The 24,544-nt window shown below is 33.4% G+C and carries 24 protein-coding genes and 1 tRNA gene; 20 read left to right on the top strand and 5 right to left on the bottom strand.

Features of this window, described 5'->3' with window-relative positions:
- Positions 1-2 precede the first annotated feature (2 nt).
- From AB1410_01005 to AB1410_00970, 8 genes are all read left to right on the top strand, one after another.
- Entirely contained in the window at positions 3-458 is a 456-nt protein-coding gene (locus AB1410_01005) for a dTDP-4-dehydrorhamnose 3,5-epimerase family protein (protein ID MEW6455277.1), read from the top strand.
- On the top strand, positions 451-1,464 hold the full coding sequence (gene rfbB / locus AB1410_01000; GenBank protein MEW6455276.1) for a dTDP-glucose 4,6-dehydratase: 1,014 nt from the start codon (positions 451-453) through the stop codon (positions 1,462-1,464). Before AB1410_01005 ends, rfbB begins: the two co-directional genes overlap by 8 nt.
- Positions 1,461-2,417, top strand: coding sequence for a GDP-mannose 4,6-dehydratase (locus AB1410_00995; GenBank protein MEW6455275.1), 957 nt, complete (start codon positions 1,461-1,463; stop codon positions 2,415-2,417). The genes rfbB and AB1410_00995 overlap by 4 nt, the downstream gene beginning before the upstream one ends.
- A complete protein-coding gene (locus AB1410_00990; protein MEW6455274.1) occupies positions 2,399-3,343 on the top strand; it encodes a GDP-mannose 4,6-dehydratase in 945 nt (314 codons plus the stop codon). The genes AB1410_00995 and AB1410_00990 overlap by 19 nt, the downstream gene beginning before the upstream one ends.
- Positions 3,340-4,341 carry an NAD-dependent epimerase/dehydratase family protein gene (locus AB1410_00985; protein ID MEW6455273.1) on the top strand — a complete coding sequence of 334 codons (1,002 nt, stop codon included), beginning with the start codon at positions 3,340-3,342 and terminating at the stop codon, positions 4,339-4,341. Before AB1410_00990 ends, AB1410_00985 begins: the two co-directional genes overlap by 4 nt.
- Positions 4,328-5,668 (top strand): DUF92 domain-containing protein, encoded by a 1,341-nt coding sequence (locus tag AB1410_00980; protein MEW6455272.1) that lies wholly within the window; start codon positions 4,328-4,330, stop codon positions 5,666-5,668. Before AB1410_00985 ends, AB1410_00980 begins: the two co-directional genes overlap by 14 nt.
- The gene (locus AB1410_00975) at positions 5,665-6,573 is read left to right on the top strand and encodes a UbiA family prenyltransferase (GenBank protein ID MEW6455271.1); all 909 of its coding nucleotides are present in this window, start codon (positions 5,665-5,667) and stop codon (positions 6,571-6,573) included. Before AB1410_00980 ends, AB1410_00975 begins: the two co-directional genes overlap by 4 nt.
- A gap of 116 nt (positions 6,574-6,689) precedes the next feature.
- Entirely contained in the window at positions 6,690-7,283 is a 594-nt protein-coding gene (locus AB1410_00970; protein ID MEW6455270.1) for a Yip1 family protein, read from the top strand.
- Here AB1410_00970 and pyrF read toward each other — a convergent pair.
- The 3 genes from pyrF to AB1410_00955 are packed head-to-tail and all read right to left on the bottom strand — an operon-like array spanning position 7,267 to position 9,660.
- On the bottom strand, positions 7,267-7,980 hold the full coding sequence (pyrF, locus tag AB1410_00965; GenBank protein MEW6455269.1) for an orotidine-5'-phosphate decarboxylase: 714 nt from the start codon (positions 7,978-7,980) through the stop codon (positions 7,267-7,269). The genes AB1410_00970 and pyrF overlap by 17 nt on opposite strands.
- Complete coding sequence (locus AB1410_00960; GenBank protein ID MEW6455268.1) at positions 7,964-8,887, bottom strand: dihydroorotate dehydrogenase; 924 nt, start codon at positions 8,885-8,887, stop codon at positions 7,964-7,966. The genes pyrF and AB1410_00960 overlap by 17 nt, the downstream gene beginning before the upstream one ends.
- The gene (locus AB1410_00955; GenBank protein MEW6455267.1) at positions 8,881-9,660 is read right to left on the bottom strand and encodes a dihydroorotate dehydrogenase electron transfer subunit; all 780 of its coding nucleotides are present in this window, start codon (positions 9,658-9,660) and stop codon (positions 8,881-8,883) included. Before AB1410_00955 ends, AB1410_00960 begins: the two co-directional genes overlap by 7 nt.
- Positions 9,661-9,977: 317 nt before the next feature.
- On the opposite strand from AB1410_00955, the gene AB1410_00950 reads away from it, so the two are divergent.
- From AB1410_00950 to AB1410_00925, 6 genes are all read left to right on the top strand, one after another.
- A tRNA-Ala gene (locus AB1410_00950) sits at positions 9,978-10,050 on the top strand.
- A gap of 508 nt (positions 10,051-10,558) precedes the next feature.
- A complete protein-coding gene (locus tag AB1410_00945) occupies positions 10,559-11,269 on the top strand; it encodes a hypothetical protein (GenBank protein ID MEW6455266.1) in 711 nt (236 codons plus the stop codon).
- Positions 11,270-11,376: 107 nt separating this feature from the next.
- Positions 11,377-11,892 carry a hypothetical protein gene (locus AB1410_00940; protein ID MEW6455265.1) on the top strand — a complete coding sequence of 172 codons (516 nt, stop codon included), beginning with the start codon at positions 11,377-11,379 and terminating at the stop codon, positions 11,890-11,892.
- 635 nt (positions 11,893-12,527) lie between these two features.
- Complete coding sequence (locus AB1410_00935; protein MEW6455264.1) at positions 12,528-14,129, top strand: DNA methyltransferase; 1,602 nt, start codon at positions 12,528-12,530, stop codon at positions 14,127-14,129.
- Positions 14,126-14,326, top strand: coding sequence for a hypothetical protein (locus AB1410_00930; GenBank protein MEW6455263.1), 201 nt, complete (start codon positions 14,126-14,128; stop codon positions 14,324-14,326). The genes AB1410_00935 and AB1410_00930 overlap by 4 nt, the downstream gene beginning before the upstream one ends.
- Positions 14,323-14,877, top strand: coding sequence for a hypothetical protein (locus AB1410_00925; protein ID MEW6455262.1), 555 nt, complete (start codon positions 14,323-14,325; stop codon positions 14,875-14,877). Before AB1410_00930 ends, AB1410_00925 begins: the two co-directional genes overlap by 4 nt.
- 426 nt (positions 14,878-15,303) lie before the next feature.
- Here the strand turns inward: AB1410_00925 and ubiE are convergent, their stop codons facing one another.
- Positions 15,304-15,996 carry a bifunctional demethylmenaquinone methyltransferase/2-methoxy-6-polyprenyl-1,4-benzoquinol methylase UbiE gene (gene ubiE / locus AB1410_00920; protein MEW6455261.1) on the bottom strand — a complete coding sequence of 231 codons (693 nt, stop codon included), beginning with the start codon at positions 15,994-15,996 and terminating at the stop codon, positions 15,304-15,306.
- 561 nt (positions 15,997-16,557) lie between these two features.
- Between ubiE and sppA the strand changes: the two genes are divergently transcribed.
- From sppA to AB1410_00890, 6 genes are all read left to right on the top strand, one after another.
- On the top strand, positions 16,558-18,255 hold the full coding sequence (gene sppA / locus AB1410_00915; protein MEW6455260.1) for a signal peptide peptidase SppA: 1,698 nt from the start codon (positions 16,558-16,560) through the stop codon (positions 18,253-18,255).
- Positions 18,256-18,438: 183 nt separating this feature from the next.
- A complete protein-coding gene (locus tag AB1410_00910; GenBank protein MEW6455259.1) occupies positions 18,439-19,128 on the top strand; it encodes a hypothetical protein in 690 nt (229 codons plus the stop codon).
- A complete protein-coding gene (locus AB1410_00905; protein ID MEW6455258.1) occupies positions 19,125-19,724 on the top strand; it encodes a 4Fe-4S dicluster domain-containing protein in 600 nt (199 codons plus the stop codon). The genes AB1410_00910 and AB1410_00905 overlap by 4 nt, the downstream gene beginning before the upstream one ends.
- A 1-nt stretch (position 19,725) precedes the next feature.
- Complete coding sequence (nrfD, locus tag AB1410_00900) at positions 19,726-20,640, top strand: NrfD/PsrC family molybdoenzyme membrane anchor subunit (GenBank protein ID MEW6455257.1); 915 nt, start codon at positions 19,726-19,728, stop codon at positions 20,638-20,640.
- A gap of 11 nt (positions 20,641-20,651) precedes the next feature.
- Positions 20,652-22,991, top strand: coding sequence for a molybdopterin-dependent oxidoreductase (locus AB1410_00895; GenBank protein ID MEW6455256.1), 2,340 nt, complete (start codon positions 20,652-20,654; stop codon positions 22,989-22,991).
- A 12-nt stretch (positions 22,992-23,003) separates the two neighbouring features.
- Complete coding sequence (locus AB1410_00890; protein MEW6455255.1) at positions 23,004-23,918, top strand: cytochrome c3 family protein; 915 nt, start codon at positions 23,004-23,006, stop codon at positions 23,916-23,918.
- Positions 23,919-23,929: 11 nt separating this feature from the next.
- Here AB1410_00890 and AB1410_00885 read toward each other — a convergent pair whose 3' ends face one another.
- Complete coding sequence (locus AB1410_00885; GenBank protein MEW6455254.1) at positions 23,930-24,406, bottom strand: cytochrome c3 family protein; 477 nt, start codon at positions 24,404-24,406, stop codon at positions 23,930-23,932.
- Positions 24,407-24,544 lie beyond the last annotated feature (138 nt).

Raw genomic sequence — 24,544 nt, 5'->3', positions numbered from 1 at the left:
AGATGATACAAGGAGTTGAGATAAAGAATTTAAGGGTAATCCCTGATGAGAGAGGAAGGCTTATGGAAATACTCAGATGTGATGAAAAATTATTCAAAAAATTTGGGCAGGTATATGTATCAACTACTTATCCAGGAGTTGTAAAAGCATGGCATCTTCATGAAGAACAGTTCGACAACATTGTTTGTTTATATGGAATGATAAAACTGGTTCTCTATGACAGCAGAAAAAACTCTCCCACGTTCAATGAATTAAACGAGTTTTTTCTTGGAAATTATAACCCCCAACTTGTTCAGATTCCACCCAATGTTTTCCATGGATGGAAATGTATCGGAGAGGAGGAAGCAATTGTAATGAACATTCCCACAGAGCCTTACAAATACGATAATCCTGATGAAATAAGGATAGACCCCCATAAGAATGATATTCCATATGATTGGAGCAGAAAGGATGGGTAAAAAATTTCTCATTACAGGAGGAGCTGGATTCATTGGCTCAAATTTTATAAAACATCTTTTAAAAAAATACCCTGACATTAAGATTTTAAATATAGATAAATTAACTTATGCAGGAAATTTAGAAAATCTGAAAGAAATTGAAAACGATGAAAGATACAAATTCTACAAGGGTGATATAAGAGACCGTGAATTAATAAGAAAATTATTGACTGAATCTGATGTCATAGTAAATTTTGCTGCTGAAACCCATGTGGATAGATCGATACTTTTCCCTGAAGAATTTATACTTACAGATGTCCTTGGAACTTTCACCCTTCTGGATGAATTAAAAAAGTTTAAAGATAAATTATTCATCCATGTATCAACCGATGAAGTGTATGGAAGCATTGAAAATGGTTCATTCTCCGAAGATGACCCTTTAATGCCTTCATCTCCTTATTCAGCAAGTAAGGCAGGAGGTGACAGGTTGGCATATTCTTACTTTAAAACTTTTAACCTTCCAGTTATAATTTTAAGACCATGTAATAATTATGGCCCCCATCAATTCCCGGAAAAACTAATTCCATTGTTTATAACCAATGCTTTAGAAGACAGGGAGCTCCCGCTTTACGGAGATGGACAAAACATAAGGGATTGGCTGTATGTATCAGATTGCTGTGGAGCGATAGACCTTATAATAAAAAAAGGAGAAATAGGAGAAGTTTATAACATTGCTGCATCTCAGGAATTTCCAAACGTTTATATAGCAAATAAGATTTTAGAGTTGCTCAATAAACCTGACTCTCTAATAAAATTCGTAAAGGACAGACCAGGACACGACAAAAGATACTCTTTGAAATGGGAGAAGATAAAAAAATTGGGCTGGCAGCCTGAAATTTCTATAAATGAGGGATTAAAGCTGACAATCAAGTGGTATAGAGAAAACGTTTCCTGGTGGAGAAAAATAAAAGAAGAGTCTGATGAATTCAAGAAGTTTTATAAAAGCTATTATGAGGAGGTGAAATGAGAATTCTAATTACTGGCATCACAGGGTTTGTAGGAAGTCATTTGGCAGAGTATGTGCTAAACAATCAGCCTGGAGTTGAAATATGGGGATTGGGAAGATGGAGGAGTTCTTTAGATAACATCAGGGGAATCTTAAATAAAATCAATCTAATTGAAGGTGATTTGAAGGATCTCTCTTCCATTAAACATGTACTGAAAAATGTTAAACCAGACTGGATATTCCATTTAGCAGCCCAGAGCTTTGTTCCAGCATCATGGAAATTACCAGCAGAAACATTCGCAATAAATGTAATAGGCGAGATAAATCTCTTTGAAGCAATTTTAGATTTAAAATTGGATCCTAAAATTCACATTGCAGGCTCCAGCGAAGAGTACGGATTAGTTTATGAAGAAGAAATTCCGATAAAAGAAACAAATCCTCTCAGACCTCTGAGTCCCTATGCAGTTAGCAAAGTTTCCCAGGATTTACTCGCATATCAGTACTTTAAGAGTTATAGGTTAAGAACAGTAAGAACCAGGGCATTCAATCACACAGGTCCTCGTAGAGGTTTAGTTTTTGTAACTTCAAATTTTTCAAAACAGATAGCTGAAATAGAAAGAGGAGAAAGAGACCCTGTAATATTCACTGGAAATCTTGATGCAAGGAGAGATTTTACTGATGTAAGAGACACAGTAAAAGCCTACTGGCTTTCATTAGAAAAGGGAGATGAAGGAGAGGTCTATAACATAAGTTCTGGCAAGGCCTATTCAATAAAAGAGGTGCTTAATATACTTCTGAGATACACAAATAAAAAAATTGAAATTAAGCTGGACGAGGAAAGATTAAGACCTTCGGATGTCATGCTTCTTATTGGGGATAGCACAAAATTTAGAGAAAAAACAAAATGGAAACCAGAAATTCCATTTGAACAGACACTTCAAGATCTGCTTAACTGGTGGAGAGAAAGAATTTGAGAGCTCTTATCACAGGGATTACTGGCTTTGCTGGAGGCCACTTAAAAGAATTTTTAAGAAAAAAATATATCGATGTATTCGGAATTGCAGATCCAAAGTTCCCCTCCGACAAGAAGGGAATTTATGTTCTTGATATCAGAAAATTTAAATCTTTAAAAGCAATTATTAAAGATTTAAAACCAGACCTTGTATTCCACTTTGCTGCCATATCAAATGTAAGTAAAAGCTGGCTGAATAAAAGGTTAACCTTTCAAACCAATTTTTTTGGAACCCTTAACCTCCTCGAAGCAATCAAGCATACTTCACCTGATTCAAAGATTCTTCTTGTTGGATCAGCAGAAATGTATGGAAATGTTCCACAAGTTAAACAACCCATAAATGAAAAATTCCCGATAAATCCGGTAAATCCATATGCCACATCAAAAGCAGCCCAAGAACTCCTTGGCAAACTCTATCTTAATGGAGAAGGACTCAACGTGTATTTTGTAAGATCATTTAACTATACAGGACCTGGACAGAGCGAAAATTTTGTTTGTTCTGACCTTGCCAGACAGATTATATTTATTGAGAAAGGATTATCTCCTCCTGTTATAAAAACAGGAAATTTAGAAATTAAAAGAGATTTTTCTGATGTTAGAGATGTAATCAAAGCTTACTATCTTATACTCACCAAAGGGAAAAGAGGAGAAATCTACCAAACATGCTCTGGTAAAACTTACAGAATAAGAGAAATTCTTGAAATACTCCTATCTTATACAGATAAAAAAATAAGAATAATAGAAGACACGAAGAAAAAGAGAAAGCATGACATACCTGTTCTCCATGGGGATTTCAATAAATTGAGAAAAGATACAGGCTGGAAACCTGAAATTCCAATTGAAAAAACATTACTGGATTTAATCAACTGGTGGCGAGTTATAGTGTGAAACTCCTCGTCACAGGAGGAACTGGTTTTTTAGGAAAAAGATTGTGCTTTGCTTTACACAGAAAAGGATATAAATTAAGAATTGTAGCTAGGGATATAACAAAAATAAAAGACTTTCCTGAAGAATTGGAAATTGTTTTTGGAGATATTCGGGATAGGGAAATAATAAATAAAACAATCGATGGAATCGATGGGATATTACACCTCGCAGCTCTTGTGAAGAGCTGGGTAAAGAACAAAAAGGAATACTATGAAATAAATGTCCAAGCATTGCAAAATTTATTGAACATCTGTGAACAAAAAAAATTAAAGTTCCTTTATGTGTCAACTTTTTTCGTATCCGGACCAACAGGAGATAAAATTTTCAATGAAGATGATTTCAAAGAAAGAGTTAAATTTTTCAACGAATATGAAAGAACAAAATATCTGGGATATGAGATTTCAAAAATACATAAAAAAAAAGGAAACCCAATAATCATTGTTTTCCCTGGAATTATATACGGACCCGGAGAGCTTACCGACGGCAATTTTATCGTAAAACTGATTTTAGACCATATACAGGGAAATCTTCCTGGAATGATAGGAAAGGGCAAATATTTGTGGAACTTTGTTTATGTGGATGATGTTGTGGAGGGAATAATTTCAGCATGGGAAAAGGAAAAATTTGGGGAAGAATTCATCCTGGGAGGAGAAAATACGTTAAATAAAAATGTGTTTGAAATATTAGAAAAATATACAGGAATAAAACCTCCTAAATTGAAAATTCCTCCAGCAATTGCCTATTCCTTTGGTATCGTTCAGTATCTTTATTCAGAAATAACAAACAAACAGCCAAAATTTATCCACAGGGATGTTAAACTGTTGACAAAAAATTGGGCTTATTCTTCTGAAAAAGCTGAAAAATTGCTTGACTATAAATGGAGATCGCTTGAAGAGGGCTTGAAAGATACAATTGAATGGATTCAAGACGAGGTGATTAAACTTAATGATGAACGCTAAATTTTCAGAAGATCTAAGAAAAATAATCCACATAACAATGGGAGGCTTCGCATTATTGCTAAGATGGCTGGAATGGTATCAGGCAGCATTTCTTGCTCTGGTCGCTTTAGGGTTTAATCTCACCATATTAAAAAAAATAGGAAAAGATAAAATTTTCAGAAAAGAAGAGTTAAAAGGAATAGGAGGGATTATATTTTATCCTCTCTCGGTGTTTATCTTAATCATCCTTTTTAGAAATCATCTTCACATAGCAGCAGCTGGATGGGCAATGATGGCTTTAGGGGATGGAATGGCCACTTTAATTGGAATTCACTTCGGTAAGAAAAAAATCCCCTGGAATAAAGAGAAAAGCTATTTAGGAACTATTATCTGTTTTATATTCGGGTTCGCTGGAATGAGTTTTTTTATATGGTGGGTTGGAGCAAGATATGAAGGAGTTTTAAACAGTTATTCTTTGTTCATTGTTCCTTTTTTAGGGGCGATTTTTGCCTCATTCATTGAATCTCTTCCCATCAGAATTAACGATAACCTACTGATACCCATTTCATCTGGAATATTTCTGTATGTTCTGCTTTTAGCCGACCCTTTTATTTTTTCTCTGAAGAAAGACATTTTAATCTCTAATTTTTTAACTGGGATATTCATTAATTTAATTTTCGCAATTTTAGGAATTGCAATCAGAGGTGTGAGTATTTCCGGCTTTATATCTGGAATTTTTGTTGGGACTGGCATTTATACATTTTTAGGTTTTTCAGGGTTTTTAATTCTCCTTTTATTTTTTCTTATCGGAACAGTATCAACAAAGATAGGACTTAAAAAAAAGGAAAAATTACACATAGCTGAAGAAAGAAAAGGTGCAAGGTCCTTCAAAAATGTTTTCGGAAAGGGATTTGCTCCCCTTTTTTTCAGTTATTTAGCATTTTCTTATTCAAAAGATCTGTTTTCCATAGCATTTGTATCATCTCTTGCCACAGGGACTTTTGATACCGCATCATCTGAACTCGGAAAAGTATTTGGAAAAGAGACCTATTCAATTTTAAGTTTAAAAAAAGTCACGGCAGGTGAACCAGGAGGATTCTCATTGGAGGGGACTCTCTTTGGAATTTTCTCTGCCTTACTGATTTCTTTTGTATCTTTTTACATTGGACTCATCAATAGCATTTCAATTCTAATCGTTCTTATATCCTGTCTTTTAGCAAATTTTTTTGAAAACATTATAAGCTCAACCATTGAGGTAAAGGGAATAATTTCAAATGAAATAACAAACTTTATAAACACACTTTCTGGTGGTTTGATTTCAATTTTCATTTTCTCTCTTGTCAAATGAAAAAAATAAAACTCTACTTAGAGTTTATGAGACCCTTTACCTTAATAGCTCCATTTTTGGGTTTTCTTTCTGGAGGAATTTGCTCCTGGGGAGCCTATCCTAAGACTCCTTTTCAATGGAGTTATTTATTTTATTTAATTCTGGGCTCGTTTATGGCAGCAATATTAAATGGAGCATCAAATGGGTTGAATCAGATTTTTGATATAGAAATAGACAGGATTAACAAGCCAAAAAGACCGCTCCCATCGGGAAGACTATCATTAAAAGAAGCTTATGTATTTTCAGTTTTCCTTTACATCCTTGCATTTATAATGGCATGGTACGTATCCCCTGAAGGCAGAAAAGAATGCTTTATCCTGGTCTTAATTGCTGCTTCGATGACTTATATTTATTCAGGTTATCCATTCAGAACAAAAAGATGGGGAATTCCAGCCAACATAACGATTGCTCTCCCGAGGGGAATCCTTCTTAAAGTAGCTGGCTGGTCCTCTGTAAAATCGATAATTGGAGTGGAACCCTGGTTCATAGGCCTTATATTTGGACTTTTTTTGTTAGGAGCAACATCAACAAAAGACTTCGCTGATATCGAAGGGGATAAAAAAAACAACTGCATAACTCTTCCAGTTAAATATGGCGTTAAAAAGGCAGCATGGATGATATCGCCTTTCTTCATACTTCCCTTCTTTTTAATCCCGCTCGGAGCAAAATTTAGGGTACTCACAGGAAATCCTTTTCTTTTAACTATTCTTGGGTTTTCCCTTGTCCTATGGGGATTTTATGTAGATTATCTAATTCTTAAAAAACCTGAAGAATTAGCCATCGAGGAAAACCATATATCATGGAAACACATGTATATGATGATGTTCTTTGCCCAAACAGGCTTTGCCCTCTCCTATGTCTTTTAAAATGAGACAATGGTTCCTTGAGCGATAAATCGACGAGCATCTAAATCGCTTTTAATTTTTCTTGACATTAGTGCAATATGTTTTTATACTCTTTAAAACTTTTTTAGGAGGTAAAAATGAACTTGATAGATAGGGTTCAGGAAGTTCTTTTTAAGCCTAAAGACACATGGATAAAAATTAAAGAAGAGCAGATTACTATATCACAGTTATTTACAAGTTATGCGGTTATTTTAGCTGCGATCCCGGCTGTGGCAACTTTTATAGGTTCCTCATTGATCGGATATTCATTCCTGGGATTAAAATACAGAGTTCCTGTAGGTTCAGCTTTTCTTATAATGATCTTCTCTTACATAATAGGATTGATCGGTGTTTACATAATCGGATCGATAATTAACTTACTGGCACCAAGTTTTAGCTCAATCCAGAATAGTTTAAATGCAATGAAAATTGCAATTTTTTCATTCACTCCCGCATGGATTGGAGGGATTTTTAACATAATACCTCAACTTTCACCCATTGGTTTACTTATAGCTCTTTATGGACTTTATCTTCTATATTTAGGAATTCCTTCTCTTATGGAAACTCCGAAAGAAAAAGCTCTTGGTTACACAATTGTTGTGATACTAATTTCAATTGTAGTTTTTGTAATTGTAGGAATTGTAGTGGGAGCAATAGGCGCTTCTTTTTACTCAGTTAAGAGGTTTTATTAAAAAGTTTCAGCAAATCTTTGTAAGATTTTTCAGGTTTTTCAATTATCGTTCTACCAATAATTATATAATCTGCACCAAGTTCTATTGCCTCAAGAGGAGAAAGAACTCTTTTCTGGTCATCTTGAGGAACTTTCTCAATCCTTATCCCAGGGGTGGCAACTAAAAAATCATCTCCTAAATTTTTCTTTATAATTTCAATCTCCAGGGGTGATGAAATAACTCCATCTGAACCTGATTCTTTGGAAATCCTTGCAAGGTTTAAAACCATCGACCCCACATCTTTTTCTATTCCGATCTCTTTCAAGTTTTTCTGTTCCATGCTCGTAAGTATTGTCACTGCCATTATCAATGGTCTGGGAATTCCTGAAATCTCAGCTTGATTCTGAGCTGCCTCTGAAGCTTTCATAAGCATTTCTTTTCCTCCGAGCGAATGAACTGTCATCATGGAAACTCCCATTTTTGTTGCTTCTTTTACTGCATTAAAAACTGTGTTTGGTATGTCATGAAATTTCAAATCAAGAAAAATTTTCTTATTTTTTTTCTGTAGCTTTTCAATAATTTTTCCTCTTGAGGAAAGGAATAATCCAGGACCTACCTTAAAAATTTCGATTTCTTCAAGAAAATCAACGATTTCTAAAGCTCTCTCAATTCTCTCAACATCAAGAGCTACGATTACCCTTTTAATCAATTCTTTCACTTTTAAAACTCCCGATGAAATTTTCTATTCTTTCTACAGAATTTCTTTCACAAATTTCCTTTAACTCATCTATAATTCTCTTACAGGCATAGGGATCTACTAAGTTTGCTGTTCCTATTTCAACTGCTTTAGCTCCAACACATAAAAACTCCATAACATCCTCACCGGAAAAGATTCCTCCTATACCAATAACAGGAATCTGTACTGCATTTATAACCTGATAAACCATCCTCAAAGCTACTGGCTTAATCGCTGGGCCTGATAAACCTCCAAATAAACTGCCAAGCCTGGATTTTTTTTCTTTCCAATCAACTGCCATCCCAAGGATTGTGTTGATAAGAGATATACCATCAGAGCCAGCCTCCTCTGCGGAAATCGCAACAGATTTTATATCCCCTGCATTGGGTGATAATTTTGTAATGATTGGCTTTTCTGTAACCTCCCTTACAATTTTTACAACCCTGTAAGTCCAATCTGGTTCCATCGCAGGACACATCCCATCTTTTTTTATATTTGGACATGATATGTTCAATTCAAATCCTGAGATTCTTTCCTCTTTTTTAAAGAAATCCACAACTTCTGCATACTCTTCATCAATATCACCACAGACATTTATCAGGATTTCTGTGTTAAATTTTTTTAATTCTGGAAAAACTTCCTCATAAAATCTCTTGACTCCAATCCCCTGAAGCCCTATCGAGTTTAAAAGTCCAGAGGGAGTTTCAGAAAGCCGGGGTGGAGGATTCCCTTTCTTTTCATTTAAAAAAAGCCCCTTGACTATAACTCCTCCAAGGATTGAGAGGTCATAAAAAGGTAAAAATTCGATTCCGTACCCAAAAGTTCCACTCGCAGTTAAAATCGGATTTTTAAGCTTTAAAAATTTTAAATCTACGGATAAATCTACCATACTATCTCCTCTGATTTGAACACAGGTCCATCAACACATGCTTTTTTAAAACACTCTTTTCCATTTTCTCTAATCCTTACAGCACACCCCCAGCATGCTCCAAACCCGCACCCCATTATAATCTCAAGAGATATTAAGCTTTCTATGTCAATTCTTTCAGAAAAATAAGAGACCTTTTTGAGCATCTCTACTGGTCCACATGAATATATAGAGGAGATTTGTTTCTTTTTAACAATCTCTTCGATGAAATCTATTACCATGCCTTTTTTCCCGAAGGAGCCGTCCTCGGTTACATAGACAACATTAAAGCTATTTTCTTCTAATTCCTCCATCAAGGGAATATCTTCCTTTGCTTTTCCGCCATAAATTAACACAAATGGTATTCTATGTTCATACATCTTTTTAGCCAAATAGAAAATAGGAGATATGCCCCTTCCTCCTGCAATCAATAAAACTGACTTTTTCTTTTCTTCAGGATAAGAAAACCCATTCCCAAATGGACCGAGAATTCTAACCCTTTCTCCTACTTTTTTAAAAAATAAAATTTCAGTTCCAATTCCAACTCTCTGGAAAAAAAACTTTAAGGAGGATTCTTCGAAATCCATCACTGCAAGAGGTCTTCTTAAAAGAGGAAAATTCTCCTGCACTTTTACCATAAAAAATTGCCCTGGTTTTAATTCGATTTTATCAAAAGGAATTTTTAAAGATAAGCAGCAATATTTATTTGACCAGATTTTTTTCTCTATTATTTCAGCTTCAAACTCATAAATCATTTATCTTTAAAGTTTTCACTGAATAATATCCATTTCAACTTATAAATGTCAATTTTTCCATAAAATAGTTTTTCAAAAATCTATTTTACGATGGCTTCTTCACCAGTTTTCAATTTATAGATAATTTTAAGAGGGCAGATTTCTCATCAGATAATGATATCTTAATGCTTCACCCAATTATTATCTTCTAAATTCATCTTTTACATTTATAAAGGAAGGATTATTTAATGCCTATCAAATTTTTAAGGGCTGCATATTAAAATTTGAAAGAATTATATATTTGCAAAAAATAAAAAAAATTATAATATAAATTAAATGGGGCTGTAGCGCAGCTGGGAGCGCGCATGACTGGCAGTCATGAGGTCGGGGGTTCAAATCCCCTCAGCTCCACTTAATATTTTTTCAACCAAGTAAAATTATGCTTATTTTATCATTGTCGTTTTAAAATATTTTCAAAACAACGTGTTTAAATAGGAGGATAATAGGAGGTCTTTTAGTATGTAAGGACAATACCATCTCCAAAATAACAAAGTAATCAAAAATATATAAATGAAATTTCTCCTTATATACAAAGTTATATTGAAGCCGCACTGTATTTTAGGAAATTTAATTTCTAAGGATGTGTAAAAAAACTTTTAGCTCACCAATCTTTGTCAATTACTCAGAGATACTTACATTTAACATATTAGAGCGGAGTTGAGAAATTGAAAAAAATGATAAAAAAAATTGATTTTTTTAACAAAGAATAATATATTATAAAAAAGAAAAGATAGCTTGAAAGGGAGAGACATAATGTTTGTTCAAAGTAATTCGGATATAACACAAAAATGGAGGAATGTTTGAACCACTTCGAATATAAACCCAGATAAAGCTATTTCCTAAAAATGAAGAGTTCAAGATGAAATATTTATTAATAGTAATCATGGCAATTATTGCAATTATCGGCTGGCTTAAACCGAGGGTAATCCCTTCATGGCTCACAATCGCTATGGTATTCCTGATAATTTTAGGAGCAATTATTCAATTTGTTATTCAGAGAAAGGAATATATGGATAAAGAGATCTCAAAGTATGCAGGCAAATTGGAAAATAAATCAAAAACGATCTTATTAGACCCGCAAGAAAAGCAATACCCTCAATTTGAATTTGGTGATTCAGGCGCAATTCTTGACTATAGAGGCCCTGAGGGATCACCTTTATTTAAAATCTTTGAAGATAATTGTCTTACTATCTGGACAGAAAATGGGAATTTAAAGATTTCTACCATAATCCGAAATAAAAAGGGTGAGGTGGTTGCAGAACTTCTAGCTAATGAATGGAAGATAAAAAAGGAAAAGGCATTTGATCGAAATTTTACAAAGGATGCTTTAGAAGTGAAGGATGAAACAGGAGATATTGTTTTACAGATTAGAGTTAAGGACAACCGCGTTCAGTTCCAAGGAAAATTTTATGATGGAAATGGTCAGGGCATAGCGTTTGGGAAGATAGATACGCCACAAGGTGCCGGGGGCATAATCGAAATTACGTGTCCAGATCATCCTATTTTAGAACTTAAAATTAAACCAATATTTAAATATCCTAGTGAAATGCATCTGGGAAAACTTCTTTAGTTAAACGGAAACGGCATCTAGCATGGCACAAAAGTCTCACTCAAATTCTTCCAACTTCTTTTATGCCGATCATGATATGCAATAGCGAAAAATAAGGAATAATTAAAATGGAAAAAATGGTTTTAAAAATATTTCTGATAGAAATTGAGCGACAATGTAAATTTGCAATTACTGCTATAGATGAAATAAAATCTGGATTATTAAACATTAATTCCGATATAGTTTGGTATGCGATACAAAATTTCTTAGTAGCTATTGGTAATATATCTAAAATTTTTTGGCCATCAAAAAAAGAATCTCAAAAAAGGGGAGAAGAATTGAGAAAAAGTTTAGGTATCGAAGATAATTCTCCTATACATCCAAGGAATTTTAGGAATCATTTTGAACATTTTGATGAAAGATTAGAAACTTGGATCATGTCATCTAAAAGACATAATTTTGTTGATTCAAATATTGGTCTATCTAACATGATAGCTGGAATAGATACAGAGGATTTTCTTCGTAATTTTGAAGATACGACTTGGGCGCTTACTTTTAGAGGAGATAAATATGAATTGAAACCTATAATTAACGCTATTTATGACCTTTATCGAAAGGTTTTGATTGAAACAAATAAGCCATGATAGGAATAATATTTCGCCGGTGGCTAACATTGGATAAAAGAGAAATTGAAGATTTACCCGAATCCCGACATATCGGGACTACTTTTATCCCGAAGACATATACATAATGAGTGTGATTAATTTGTAGGGAATCATAGGAATTTTAAGGAATTTAAAAGAACTTAAAAAGTATAGAAAAATCACTTCAATACTATTTTTTCTTTTTTTAAGGAGTTTAGTATCAATCTATCATAATTTCAACAAAATTATGTAAAATTTATAACAATGATTTTATGTCTGAGCTTTATATTTATATAAGAACAAAAATATAAATCTTCAGTGTAATTATACTATAGATTTAAACAATGTGCTGGCTAGTTAATTTTTAATTAGTCTGTTTAGTATAAGAAAAGAGGATAGAGCTAATAGATTTAAAAAAACGACAATGAGAAAAAATTGATTTTTAATCAGGAATAATTATATAAAAATAAAGAAAAGGTATGGCAGAAGATGCATGGGGAGATAAAGTTAGTAAAAAAATTAATGTGGATATTTATAAAAAAGAAATGTATTCTAAATTGTTTAAATATAAATAAATTGGGTAAAACAGCGAGCAATGAAAGTATTTAAATAGAATCGCAATATTTATAATTAAAATGCAAAAATTAACAAGCGAATGTCCTATATGCAAGAAGCCGCATTATGGAAATTTAGGGGAGCATATACGTTCTCAACATAGTGAAAAAGAATTTAAGGAATCAGTATTGAAGGCGAAAGAGAAAGGAATACCAGATCCAGAAATTGGCACATTGTTTGGAATTACTTTCAGACAACTGGAAGAAATTATCACCGAAGCATATGGAATCAATATTTCGGTTCTCACAAAACTCAGGAAGATAAAATATTGGGAACCTAAAAATTTTAGAGAAGATACTACAACTGTTTGGAGTTTTAAACAAAGAGGAGATTGGGCAACGCATGATGGAAGATATAGAGGAAACTGGGCGCCGTACATACCAAGGAATGTAATCTTGAAATATTCAAAACCTGGAGATATTGTTTTGGATTATTTCGTCGGAGGTGGAACTACAGCAGTAGAGGCGAAGTTACTTGGTAGAAGATGCATAGCTAGAGACATCAACCCAGCATGTATAGGTTTAACCTTAGAAAATTTAAAATTTTCACCTCCAACAACACTATTTCCTTTCTCCATCTATGAACCCGATGTTTCAGTAAGTGATGCAAGGTCTCTCTCTCATATATCAGATAATAGTATTGACCTTATTTGTGCTCACCCTCCTTATGCAGGAATCATTAATTATAGTTCTAGCGTTGAAGGTGACTTATCAAAGCTTGGTGTTAAAGATTTTTTAAAGGAGATAAAAAAAGTTGCAAGTGAAAGTTACCGTGTCCTTAAACCTAGCGGAAAATGCGCAATTCTTATCGGAGATACCAGAAAACATAAACATGTTATTCCCATAGGATTTCAAACAATAAATGTTTTTTTAGAAGCAGGGTTTAAAATAAGGGAATTGGTGATTAAACGCCAGCATAATTGTAAAACTACTGGATTTTGGTATGAAAAAAGCACAAAATATAATTTCCTCCTTTTGGCCCACGAATATCTACCAATTTTTGAAAAACCCGAGTCACTTGCCCCCTCCTTAGCCTTAAGAGAAGAGAGCTTAGATTATGGAGGTGTTATTCCTGCATTTGAAAAAATACCCTTGAAAAAAATAGATGAACTTGAAACTACCACGGTATGGCTATTTCCTGAGAGAGATTTGGAAGAGCGTTTAAACAAAAATGTAATTAATAGGTATTCAATTGGAGGTAAATACTCAACTATAAATTTTAATGTCAATTTTGAAAATCAGGCATCTTTTACTAAAGAAGATGGGAAAAAGAAGATAGACCTGCTTTTTATAAAAGCAACATTTTTGAACAATAACCCTTTAAAGCCAAACATTGAGCACTATTTAGAAGAAATAAGACAGACCGTGATACAAAGCTTACCTAATGTTAACAAAGGTGGATTTTTAGTAGTCCAAACGCAGGATGTAAGAATGGATGGATTTATTGAACCTCTTGGCAAAAGAATAGTAGATCTAATCGTCTCTGACAATTTATGGTTAAAAGAAATTGTAGTTGTAGCTCAAGAAGAACAAAAAACTGATAATGAAATCAAAGAAGTAGAAAAAGATAATAATTTGAAAATAACACATCAATATCTACTTATTTATGAGGTGGTAAAATGAGAGTAAGAAAAGCAAAGGCAAAAGAAAGGAAGAATGGTACATGGTATATTAGATGCCCTGTATGTAAATCTCGAATTGACTTAGATGAGTGCCCTATTCCTGGTAGCATGACTTTTAATGTCGAGTTTTGTTATGAATGTGGAGCAGAAATTGAGGTCTGTCCACCCTCATCCGTACAAGAGGAGGTAAAATATTGAAATTATTTAAATTATTGGTAGCAATTTACTATTACATAAAGTCATCTTATAAAATTTGGAGAGTTAGACGCTTTCAAGAAGATGAAGTCGTTTATACTACAAAAACAAATATTAAAATTGCAGTTTACCCTGGCAGAAAGTCAGAATCCCCTTACGATTTCATTGTAAAATTCCAAGAGCCAAACAAACGAGAACGCACCCCCGCTCATGTTCACTTAATTGTAGAGATGTATGTCAAACATGCTCATAGTTCTTTATTAACTTTGAAACTTAAAGACCATATCTTGGCAATGCTCAGTCAAATAAAACCTGTAAATTCATTTCCACCAAGCCTTCAGTTTTTCAAAGCAGAGCATATCGAACCATTCAAAGAATTAGATAAAGTGGGAGAATTTTCTGTAGAATTCCTGCTTGTCGTGACAGAGCTTATGGCTATACAAGAGAAAACCAATTATCCAGAAGGCTCCTTAACAGAAAGTTTATACAAAGATTTTATGGCTAAAGACAGATTTTCCGTAATCCAAAAAGCGGTATTAAAAAGGTTGAGATGATATAATTAAAGAATTAAAAATAAGCCGGGGATAATATCTTACGCTATTAGATGCAACACTATCATTAAAATTCTCTTCGCCGAATTTGGCAATGCGAAGAACATTTTCCAATATTCTCTCTAAAATATAATTTTTGAATACAACTTTATTTTTCAGGCACCCACAGACTTTGTTGATAATCTGAGCTTTAATTTATAAGAAATTATAGGAATTTTGTGCATATTCATATGCTTTTAAAAGAATAGAAAAATCCTTCTCAATATCTATAAATTTAGGGAATTTAGCAGAAAAGAAATATTTTTAAAATAATTAATAGATGTAGAAGAAAATTGCATCATGTTTTTGTGAGGTAAAAATGGGTCACAAGTAAGGCAAACGATGAAAAAATAAAAAAATAGAAATACAAAACTGAATAAAATGAATAATTTATTTCTCGCCTTTAAGGATGCAGGCGATTCCAGAGCTTAAATTTTTTAAATAAATATTTTTTAATTTCTCTTCTTTTAATAACTCAATAATTTCTTCCCGATCGAAAAAACCTATTATTGATGATGAAAGATATTCATAGGAAGCTTTTGAGCCAGAAATTAAACCTCCTATTAATGGGACAATCTTTTTAAGATAGAATTTATAAACTTTTGCTAAAAAACTTTGTTCAGGAAGTGTGAGCTCAAGGATCAAAAGCACGCCACCTTTCTTTAGCACTCGTATCATTTCTTCTATGCCTTTTTTTACATCAAGAAAATTCCTCAAGCCAAAGCCAATGGTCACTGCATCAAAGGTTTCATCTCTGAAAGGAAGATTAAAAGCATCACTTCTCTGAAGGGTTATATTTTGACAAAGGTTTAAGTTGTCTATCTTTCTCAAGCCTATTTTTAACATATCTTCAGATATATCAATTCCTATAATCTTTGCTTTTGGACCTTTTTTAGCAAGGGTAATAGCTAAGTCACATGTTCCTGCACAAACATCCAGTATTTTGTAAGATTTAGAAAAGCTTAAAAGTTCTGCCAGTTTCTTTCTCCACCTTCTATCAGCATTCAGACTCAGGATATGGTTTAAAAGGTCATACTTATCAGCAATTAGAGAAAACAATTCATCAGTTTTTTTCTTTCTCATCTTTCTAAATTTACAAAGACTAAGAGGATACCAAATTACAATAAATCAAGTAAAGATTCGAACAGGAGAAATTAAAACAGTCTCTCTAAACCGGAAGGGAAAACCAAAAACCCTGGTTTAAATAAGAGGACAATCTGGGTGTTTATGTTTATTATAGGGTCATAAGAGGCCAATGTTTATAGGGTCAGATCTTCATTATTCGTTTAAAATTAATTATTATTTTTTATCATATTTTTTTGGAAAATACATTGAATCCGATTAATGAAATATTTAAATAATGAATAATGAAGATCTGACCCCCCTTGTGCCTGGCTTATTTGAGGGTTTTCTCAAATGAAAATGAAATAATGCAGCTTTGATTTTTAACATCATAAACTTAATTGCATAAATAAATTAATCAAATAGAAAAGAAGTTAAGTCTTTTCAATCATGTCAGTAAGAAAAACTTTTGATGGAAATATTCGTATTAATAAATTAGAATAATTAATTGCTAAAAACTCTAATAAAAAAGAGGAAGCTGGTGAATTATCTTTTAAAAAATATTTTATAAAGGAGGATTGGATGAGGAAACCAATTTTAATAATTTTTTTGATATTTTTTATCATAATAATTGCTACAATCGCATCATTCATAATAATTGGCTTAAAGGAAGAGGTAACGGTAAAAAAAGATAGCTACCTTATTATAAGCATTGGCGGTGACATTCCTGAAGAAATAATCGATTATGGAGGATTTCCTATATTTGAAAAACCTCTTACAATAAAGGATTTACTGGTCAACATAAAAAAAGCAAAGGATGACAAAAAAATTAAAGGAATCTATCTAAAGATATATCCTTTAAGAATTGGATGGGCAAAAGCCCAGGAAATAAGAGATTATCTTGAAGATTTTTCAAGCTCTGGAAAAAAAATTGTAACTTTCCTCGAGACAGGAGGAAATCTTGAATATTTTATAGCTTCTTGCTCAAAAGTAAATCTTTTGCCCACTGGATTGCTACTGATAAAGGGATTCGCATCAGAATACATCTTTTTCAAAAATACTCTTGATAAGCTTGGAATAAAAGCAGAGCTCGAACACATAGGAGATTATAAAACAGCATCCAATACTTTTACTGAAAATAAGTTCACCAACGCCCATAGAGAAATGGCAAATTCTCTTTTAGATGATTATTATGAAAGATTCCTAAGGGAAATATCTAACTCAAGGAAAAAAGACTTAAAAGAAATAAAAAAGATAATAGAGGAGGGACCATATCTTCCTGAAGATACATTAAAAAATGGACTTATCGATAGATTAGCCTATGAGGATGAAATCCTGAACGAAATAAAAAAAGAAGGGTTTGACTTCATTGATATAAAGAAATATTCAAAAGTTAAATTTCCTCTAACGGGAAAAAAGAAAATAGCAATTGTTTATGGGCTTGGTGCTATCGATATAGGAGAAAGTGGAAAGGATTCTATTTTCGGTGCCCCCCTTATTGGATCGGATACTATGACAAAGATTTTAAATAGGGTAAAAGATGATAAATCCATAAAAGCAGTAGTATTAAGGATTGACTCTCCAGGAGGCTCAGCCATTGCTTCTGATATAATTTTAAGGGCTGAGCTTACTTTAAAAGAAAAAAAGCCTCTCATCGTATCAATGTCTGATTTAGCGGGCTCTGGAGGATACTGGATATCGCTTGGTTCTGACTACATTATAAGTCAGCCTTGGTCTTTTACCGGTTCCATCGGGGTTATCTACGGGAAATTCAATCTGAAGGGATTCTACGATAAAATAGGAATAACAAAAGAAATCATAAGTAGAGGAAAATATGCAGAGCTTTTCTCTGATTACAGGGAATTTTCACCAGAAGAAAAAGGGAAAATAATCGAAGAAATGAAATGGATTTATGAAACATTCCTGAAAAGGGTCTCTACATCAAGAAATATGAAAATAGATGAGATCGATAAAATTGGAAAGGGAAGAGTCTGGACAGGAGAACAGGCAAAAAAATTAAAATTGATAGATGAGGTGGGTGGTGTTTTGAAAGCCATTGAGATTGCAAAATCCAAAGCAAAGATCCCAAAAGAGGAATCGGTAGTTATTGAATTTTTTCCAAAAAGAAAAACTCTCTGGCAGCTTATTTTCAACTCTTCAGAGGGGGAGACTCATCTAATCAATGTAGATTTGAAACATTTCTTTGCAATCCCATTTTTAAAATCGAATGTTTATTCAAAAGCATTGGCGATAATGCCATGGATTATATCGATAAATTGATCGATGATTTTCAGGTCGATATTTTATGGAATTAAGAGGAGTCTCAGGTCAAAAAAAATTATACTCTGGCTCTATTTAATTAATCTTTCGTTTTCTCTTTTTTTAGTCACACCAATTTATTACATCATGAAACCTCTTATAACAAGAACTCATTATAGCGATTTATTCCTTCGAGATTTTCCAATGGAATTTCTAATTGACTTTAACTTTAATTATCCAAAATTCTTTCCCCTCTACAAAAATATCCTGATAATTTCTGGGATCGTATTTCTATTATTCCATGTATTTTTATCAGGCGGAATTTTAAAAACTCTCCTTAGAGAAGAAGAACGATATAACCTGAAAACTTTTTTCGAAGGATGTTATGATTATTTCTGGAGATTTTTTAAAGTTTTTCTTATCTCAATTCCATTCTATGCATTCTCATTTTTTCTTATAAGAAAATGGCTCTTTGATTTAATTTTAAAAAATTATAAATTGGACGAGAAACAATTTTTCTTCTTCAGAATTGGCATGGATATTCTATTCTTACTAACATTTTTTCTCCTCAATTTTTTATTCGACCTGACAAAAATAAAAATTGTCTACAATAACTCGAAAATTATTTTATTAGAATTATTCGATACATTGATATTTTTAATTAAAAATCTCCTTTCTTCTTTTTATCTTTATTTTACCCTTGGGTTAATCAACGCAATCTTTATCATTATCTATAATCTTTTATCCCCCATTTCCAGGGCATCAACATTTTTATCCATTTTGTCTGCTTTCTTTATTATGCAATTGCTTGTGATTTTGAGAGTATTTCTTAAACTAACATTCTGGTCTTCTGAATTCGAATTTTATCTTGAAGCTTTATCCGGAAAGCAATGAAAAATAACAAAAGATATGCAATGCTTATAGATTTGAGAAAATGTGTCGGTTGTCACACATGTTCTGTTGCCTGTAAAGCTGAAAATAGTTTTCCAGTAGGAGTTTTTGCATCCTGGGTTAAAATAATAGAAAAGGGAAAATTTCCCCATGTATCCCGTTCTTTTCTTCCGTTATCCTGCAATAATTGTGAAAAGCCTATATGTCTTACAAACTGTCCTGTCAAGGCAACATGGAAACGAGAGGATGGTATTGTAATGATAGATCAGCACAGATGCATAGGATGTAAATATTGTATTGCTTCATGTCCATATGATGCAAGGTTTGTAAACCCGCTAAAAAAATACGTTCAAAAGTGTACTTTCTGTCACCATCGCGTTGATGTAGGCTTAGTTCCTGCCTGTGTGGAAACCTGTATTGGAAGAGCAAGAATCTTTGGAGATATCAACGACCCAAACAGTTTAATATCTCAAACAATTTCCACCAATCCGGTTAATGTTATAAAACCCGAGATGGGAACAGAACCAAGAGTTTTCTACGTTGGATTAGATTTAGATGCAGCTGACCCAATAAAGGTCTGGAAGGTTCTGGAAGATTAACATGGATATTCAGGTAATTTATAACACTCCTTACTACATCCCTCTTGGAATATTTATTGCAACTTATTTTTATCTAACTGGGATAAGCGCTGGCTCTTTTGTGATATCTGCAGTTACAGTCCTTGGAGGAAAAAAAGAATATAAATCAATAGGAAAAATAGGGTCCATATTGGCTCCTGTATCCCTTCTAATAGCTCCAATATTTTTGCTAATAGACTTAGAACAGCCAATGAGATTCTGGCATCTGTATATATATCTTCAGATGACATCCCCAATTACATATGGAACATTTCTGTTGTCAGCTTATCCATTGAATGGAGTTCTCTATGCATGGGCTTTATTTGCAAATAAGGAAAAAACAGCAAAGATTCTTGGAATAACAGGGATTCCGCTTGCTATATGCACCCATGGTTATACAGGGTTTATTCTTGCTCTTGGAAAAGGAAGGCCTCTATGGAGCACAGCTTTGATGCCCACTCTATTCATTGTTTCAGCAATGGTATCAGGTATTGCGCTTGTAATATTAATCGCATCTTTTAATAATTTTTTCTTCACAAAAAGAAAAGATGTAGAAAAGGCAGAACAGGAGAAGAAATTAATATTGAATCTGGGAAAATTTATGGGTGCAACCATCGTTGCTGACCTCTTTTTAATTCTTAATGATATTCTGGTGCTTTTAACGTCTAAAACTGAAGAATACCATGTAGCACAGCTTCTTCTATTCGGAGAATTTAAATTTCTTTTTTTAGGGATTGAAATATTCCTTGGAAGCATCGTTCCTCTTTTTGTTGTGTTTTTCCCGAAAACTGGTCAAACTCTTAGAGGAAATGTTTTTGCTTCTCTGCTGGTAATGATCGGAGTATTTGCGATGAGATTGACTGTAGTTTATGCAGGTCAGAGTGTTCCATTGCATTGAAGAATTAAGCCATGAAAAGAAGAGATTTTATAAAAATAGGAGCAGCAGGAAGTAGCTTAATTTTACTATCAAGAATAAGCCCTTTAGAGTTAAAATTTGAGAAAAAACATATTTCTCGAACCACAGGAAGAACTCATGTGGGAATTCCAACTACATGTTTAAATTGTTATGCAAGATGTGGAATAATTGCTTACATTGAGGCTGATAGATTAATTAAAATCGGAGGAAATCCGGATCATCCAAACTCAAGGGGGAGAATGTGCGCAAAGGGGCACGCAGGGATTCAGATGCTCTATGATCCTGAAAGAATTTTACATCCCATTAAAAGAATAGGAAAAAGGGGTGAAGGAAAATGGAAGAGCATATCCTGGAATGAAGCTTACAGGGAAATCGCTATGAGATTAAAAAAATTATGGGAAAAAGGTCATCCTGAACGCTTTGTATTTCTCAGCACAAGAGATATTACAACTCAAGATTTTATAAAAAGATTTATGCATGCCTTCGGCTCGCCAAATGCTCTGGTAAATGTTTCCCTTACAAATAATAACAAAAGATTTGCTCAGAAAATAACGTGGGGAGCTCCATATGAAATTAATGATGTCTTAAACTGCAGGTATATGCTAAATTTTGGGTGCAACCCATTTGAAAACCATATATTGAGGACAAGCTTTGTCCAAAGAATTACGGAAGGAAGACTGACAAAAATTATTAAAGGAAAAGTATTCTATGGAGCAAAACTTGTTACTTTTGATGTAAGATGTTCTCAAACAGCAGGAAAAAGTGATGAGTGGTTTTCTCCTTTTCCTGGAACAGATGGCCTCATCGCTCTTACGATGGCAAACGTGATAATGCAAGAAAATCTTTATGATGAAAGTTTCTTAAAAAGATGGACGAACTATCCTGTTCAAGAACTTAAAAACCATCTGAAACAATTTACTCCAGAGAAAACTGAAAAAGAAACTGGCATCCATTCAGAAGATATAATAAGAATTGCATTAGAATTTGGCCAAAGCAAGCCTGCTACAACTATCTCAACTGGTGGTGTGAGTAAACATTTAAATGGAGTCTTAAATGAAAGGGCTGTAATATTACTGAACATAATTACAGGAAATATTGATATAAAAGGAGGATATTGTCTACCGAGATATTATGAGTTTTCAGAACCCCATCCAAAACCTCCTTCTCCAGAAATAAAAAGTAATCTTATTAAAAAAAATGGATATGAAGCACCATTTAACTTTATGGAGGAGGTAAAAGGGGAGGCTGGAAAAATCGAGGCTCTCTTTACCTATCAGGCTAACCCTGCTTATGAATTTCCTGATACTGACTCTACGATTGATGTCTTAAAAAATGAAAATCTTATACCATTTCATGTTAGTATCGATACTCATCTAACAGAAACTTCTGAATTGGCTGATATTGTACTTCCATCTGCGACATATTTAGAAAGATGGGAGTTAGATTCTCCTCCTTCATTGGAACTCATTCCTTTTGTTAGCCTGAGACAACCTGTTGTAAAACCCCTTGGGAAAACAAAATCTATAATGGAAATATTGATTGAACTCTCTGATTATTTGAATGGAAACATGAAAAAATATTTTTTCTTTGACCCTGAAGATTACCTTGCATCCCAGATTTCTGAAATAGATGAACTCATAAAAGAAGGTGGCCTTGACTACTTGAAAGACCATGGCTTCTGGGTTGAAACTAACGCAAAACCTGAATTCAGAATCTATGAAAGAAAAGGATTTGACACTCCTTCAAAAAAAATTGAAATATACTCAGAGAAACTTAAGGAAATGGGGTTAAATCCTCTTCCATCTTATGAACCTATACCAATCCATAAAAATATAATTGAAAAAGGAGAATTTGTACTCACTACCTTTCAATGGAATATCCACACTCATTTCCATACTGCAAATTCTCTATGGCTTTCTGAGATTGTTCATAGAAATCCAATATTGATGAATAAAGAAGCAGGAGAGAAGATGAACCTGAAAACTGGAGACACAATAAAAGTTACCTCAAAAATTGGTTCTTTAGAAGGAGAGGTTTTTTTGGTCCAGGGAATTCATCCCAATGTAATTGCAATATCTGATAATTGTGGCCATTGGGCTTACGGAAAAATTGCTCAGGCAAAAAAATTTAAAAGTGATGACCCTTTAACAGAGTTACTCTGGTGGGAGAAGGAAAGAAACGGGATTCATCCAAATCAAATAATTCCTGTAGTTTCAGATCCTTTAGGAGGTGGACAGGCTTTCAATGACACAACAGTTTCTGTGTATAAATTAGCAGAAAAAAAATCGCCGGGTTTTTTTGAAAAATATATTGGTTTCTTATTTGAAAAATAGGGAAAATTTTTTATGAAAATTCCTGTTTTAAATCTAAAAAATTCAATGATTGTGGGAATTGGAGGGATAGGATTATTATTGATGGGTGGATGGTATCTGGGAAAATATGCAACGAGTGAAAAATATTGCTTAAAATGTCATGCTACAGGTGAAACATTAAACATAGGAGTAAAATCAAAAATCCATCCTGATTACAAAATTGTAGGATGTACCGAGTGCCATTCAATGCATCTTCCTCTTTTTCCGTGGAATGTTCTCTTTGAGAGAGGGCACTCTGCTTACATATCAGATAAGTTAAGACTAAATCCCAACTGTGTAAGATGTCACTCGGATATATTCAAAAAACCTTTAGATAGTTACAAATATAATGTTTATAAAATAAAAATTGATCACGAATTTCATGTTGATTTTTTAAAAACAGGTTGTTCTGATTGTCATTCTAACATTGCCCATGATAAGTGGGCTACCCAAACAAATCGGCCAAACATGGAAGTATGTATGAACTGTCACAAAAAGGAAAGGGGAACATGTGAAATATGCCATCCAAAAAACACAATAAATCCGCCATTATCTCCCCATATAGTAAGAACTGAATGTAAAGGATGCCATCAAAATTATGAAGGAGAAGTAATTTCCTTTTCTGATAAAACATTTAAACACATTCCCCATATTCAAAAAGGAGTTGCCTGTAAAATATGCCACTCCAATGAAAAAAAACATGGTGAGATTCTTATCGAAAAGAAAGACTGTATGATTTGCCACCATTTTGATCCAAAAAGAATCTGTATGGAATGCCATAAAAGAAATGCCCTTCCCTCCCCACACCCAACTCATTTTGCATTAGAACTTAAATGTCAGAATTGCCACACGATGAAAAAAGAAATCGGCATGTTATTAAACAAGGAAGTATGCAAAAACTGTCATTAATGTCATCTTCACTAATGACATTCTGAACATTTGTTTTTATTCAAAAGAAAATTTTTTTCCTTGGTAAGAAAATGGCAATTGTTACAATTGAGGTCCGTGTCCTCTACATGAAACTGATGGGAGAACAATTTTGATTCGTATTTTATTTCTTTTGTTTTAAGTTCTCCATGGCAAACTTGACAATCTCTGTTGACTGTTTGATGGTGACATTTAGTACAGCCATTTAAACTTATGAACAAAACCTCTCCCTTCGGCTTTTCTTCATGTCTTCTATGACATTTTTCACATTCTATTTTACTGTTTATTATATGCGTTCTATGACTAAAATTTTTTCCGTGTATAATCCCTTGTTGACTTTCGATTCCTTGATGGCATCTAAGACATGAACTTCTGTAAGGAATTTCTTCCCAGTATTTTTCAGAAATTTTTTTACCAGATTTTCTAATGGTTTCATCAATTAGCTCATAAGTTTTATTTAGGATTTTCAATGAATAGTCCACATTGTATATTCCGATCCAAAGTGGCCATCGATTCCGATTCAAACCGGCCACTGATTCTGATTGAAAGTGGCCACCCATTCCGATTTATTCCGGCCACTTTTTCGATGAAATCAGAATTTGAAAAAG

This window comes from Acidobacteriota bacterium (genome assembly GCA_040756905.1).
Taxonomy (GTDB): Bacteria; Acidobacteriota; Aminicenantia; order JBFLYD01; family JBFLYD01; genus JBFLYD01.
Note: the sequence above shows the minus strand (reverse complement) of the source record. Positions and strands in the feature narration are given on the sequence as shown.

Coding starts and splice junctions, on each gene's coding strand:
- AB1410_00975 (MEW6455271.1), top strand. CDS start 5,665: ATGAAAAAAATAAAACTCTACTTAGAGTTTATGAGACCCTTTACCTTA.
- AB1410_00970 (MEW6455270.1), top strand. CDS start 6,690: ATGAACTTGATAGATAGGGTTCAGGAAGTTCTTTTTAAGCCTAAAGAC.
- AB1410_00930 (MEW6455263.1), top strand. CDS start 14,126: ATGAGAGTAAGAAAAGCAAAGGCAAAAGAAAGGAAGAATGGTACATGG.
- ubiE (MEW6455261.1), bottom strand. CDS start 15,996: ATGAGAAAGAAAAAAACTGATGAATTGTTTTCTCTAATTGCTGATAAG.
- AB1410_00995 (MEW6455275.1), top strand. CDS start 1,461: ATGAGAATTCTAATTACTGGCATCACAGGGTTTGTAGGAAGTCATTTG.
- AB1410_00940 (MEW6455265.1), top strand. CDS start 11,377: ATGGAAAAAATGGTTTTAAAAATATTTCTGATAGAAATTGAGCGACAA.
- AB1410_00935 (MEW6455264.1), top strand. CDS start 12,528: ATGCAAAAATTAACAAGCGAATGTCCTATATGCAAGAAGCCGCATTAT.
- sppA (MEW6455260.1), top strand. CDS start 16,558: ATGAGGAAACCAATTTTAATAATTTTTTTGATATTTTTTATCATAATA.
- AB1410_00905 (MEW6455258.1), top strand. CDS start 19,125: ATGAAAAATAACAAAAGATATGCAATGCTTATAGATTTGAGAAAATGT.
- AB1410_00960 (MEW6455268.1), bottom strand. CDS start 8,887: ATGGTAGATTTATCCGTAGATTTAAAATTTTTAAAGCTTAAAAATCCG.
- AB1410_01005 (MEW6455277.1), top strand. CDS start 3: ATGATACAAGGAGTTGAGATAAAGAATTTAAGGGTAATCCCTGATGAG.
- AB1410_00955 (MEW6455267.1), bottom strand. CDS start 9,660: ATGATTTATGAGTTTGAAGCTGAAATAATAGAGAAAAAAATCTGGTCA.
- AB1410_00945 (MEW6455266.1), top strand. CDS start 10,559: ATGAAATATTTATTAATAGTAATCATGGCAATTATTGCAATTATCGGC.
- AB1410_00890 (MEW6455255.1), top strand. CDS start 23,004: ATGAAAATTCCTGTTTTAAATCTAAAAAATTCAATGATTGTGGGAATT.
- AB1410_00895 (MEW6455256.1), top strand. CDS start 20,652: ATGAAAAGAAGAGATTTTATAAAAATAGGAGCAGCAGGAAGTAGCTTA.
- AB1410_00910 (MEW6455259.1), top strand. CDS start 18,439: ATGGAATTTCTAATTGACTTTAACTTTAATTATCCAAAATTCTTTCCC.
- nrfD (MEW6455257.1), top strand. CDS start 19,726: ATGGATATTCAGGTAATTTATAACACTCCTTACTACATCCCTCTTGGA.
- rfbB (MEW6455276.1), top strand. CDS start 451: ATGGGTAAAAAATTTCTCATTACAGGAGGAGCTGGATTCATTGGCTCA.
- AB1410_00980 (MEW6455272.1), top strand. CDS start 4,328: ATGATGAACGCTAAATTTTCAGAAGATCTAAGAAAAATAATCCACATA.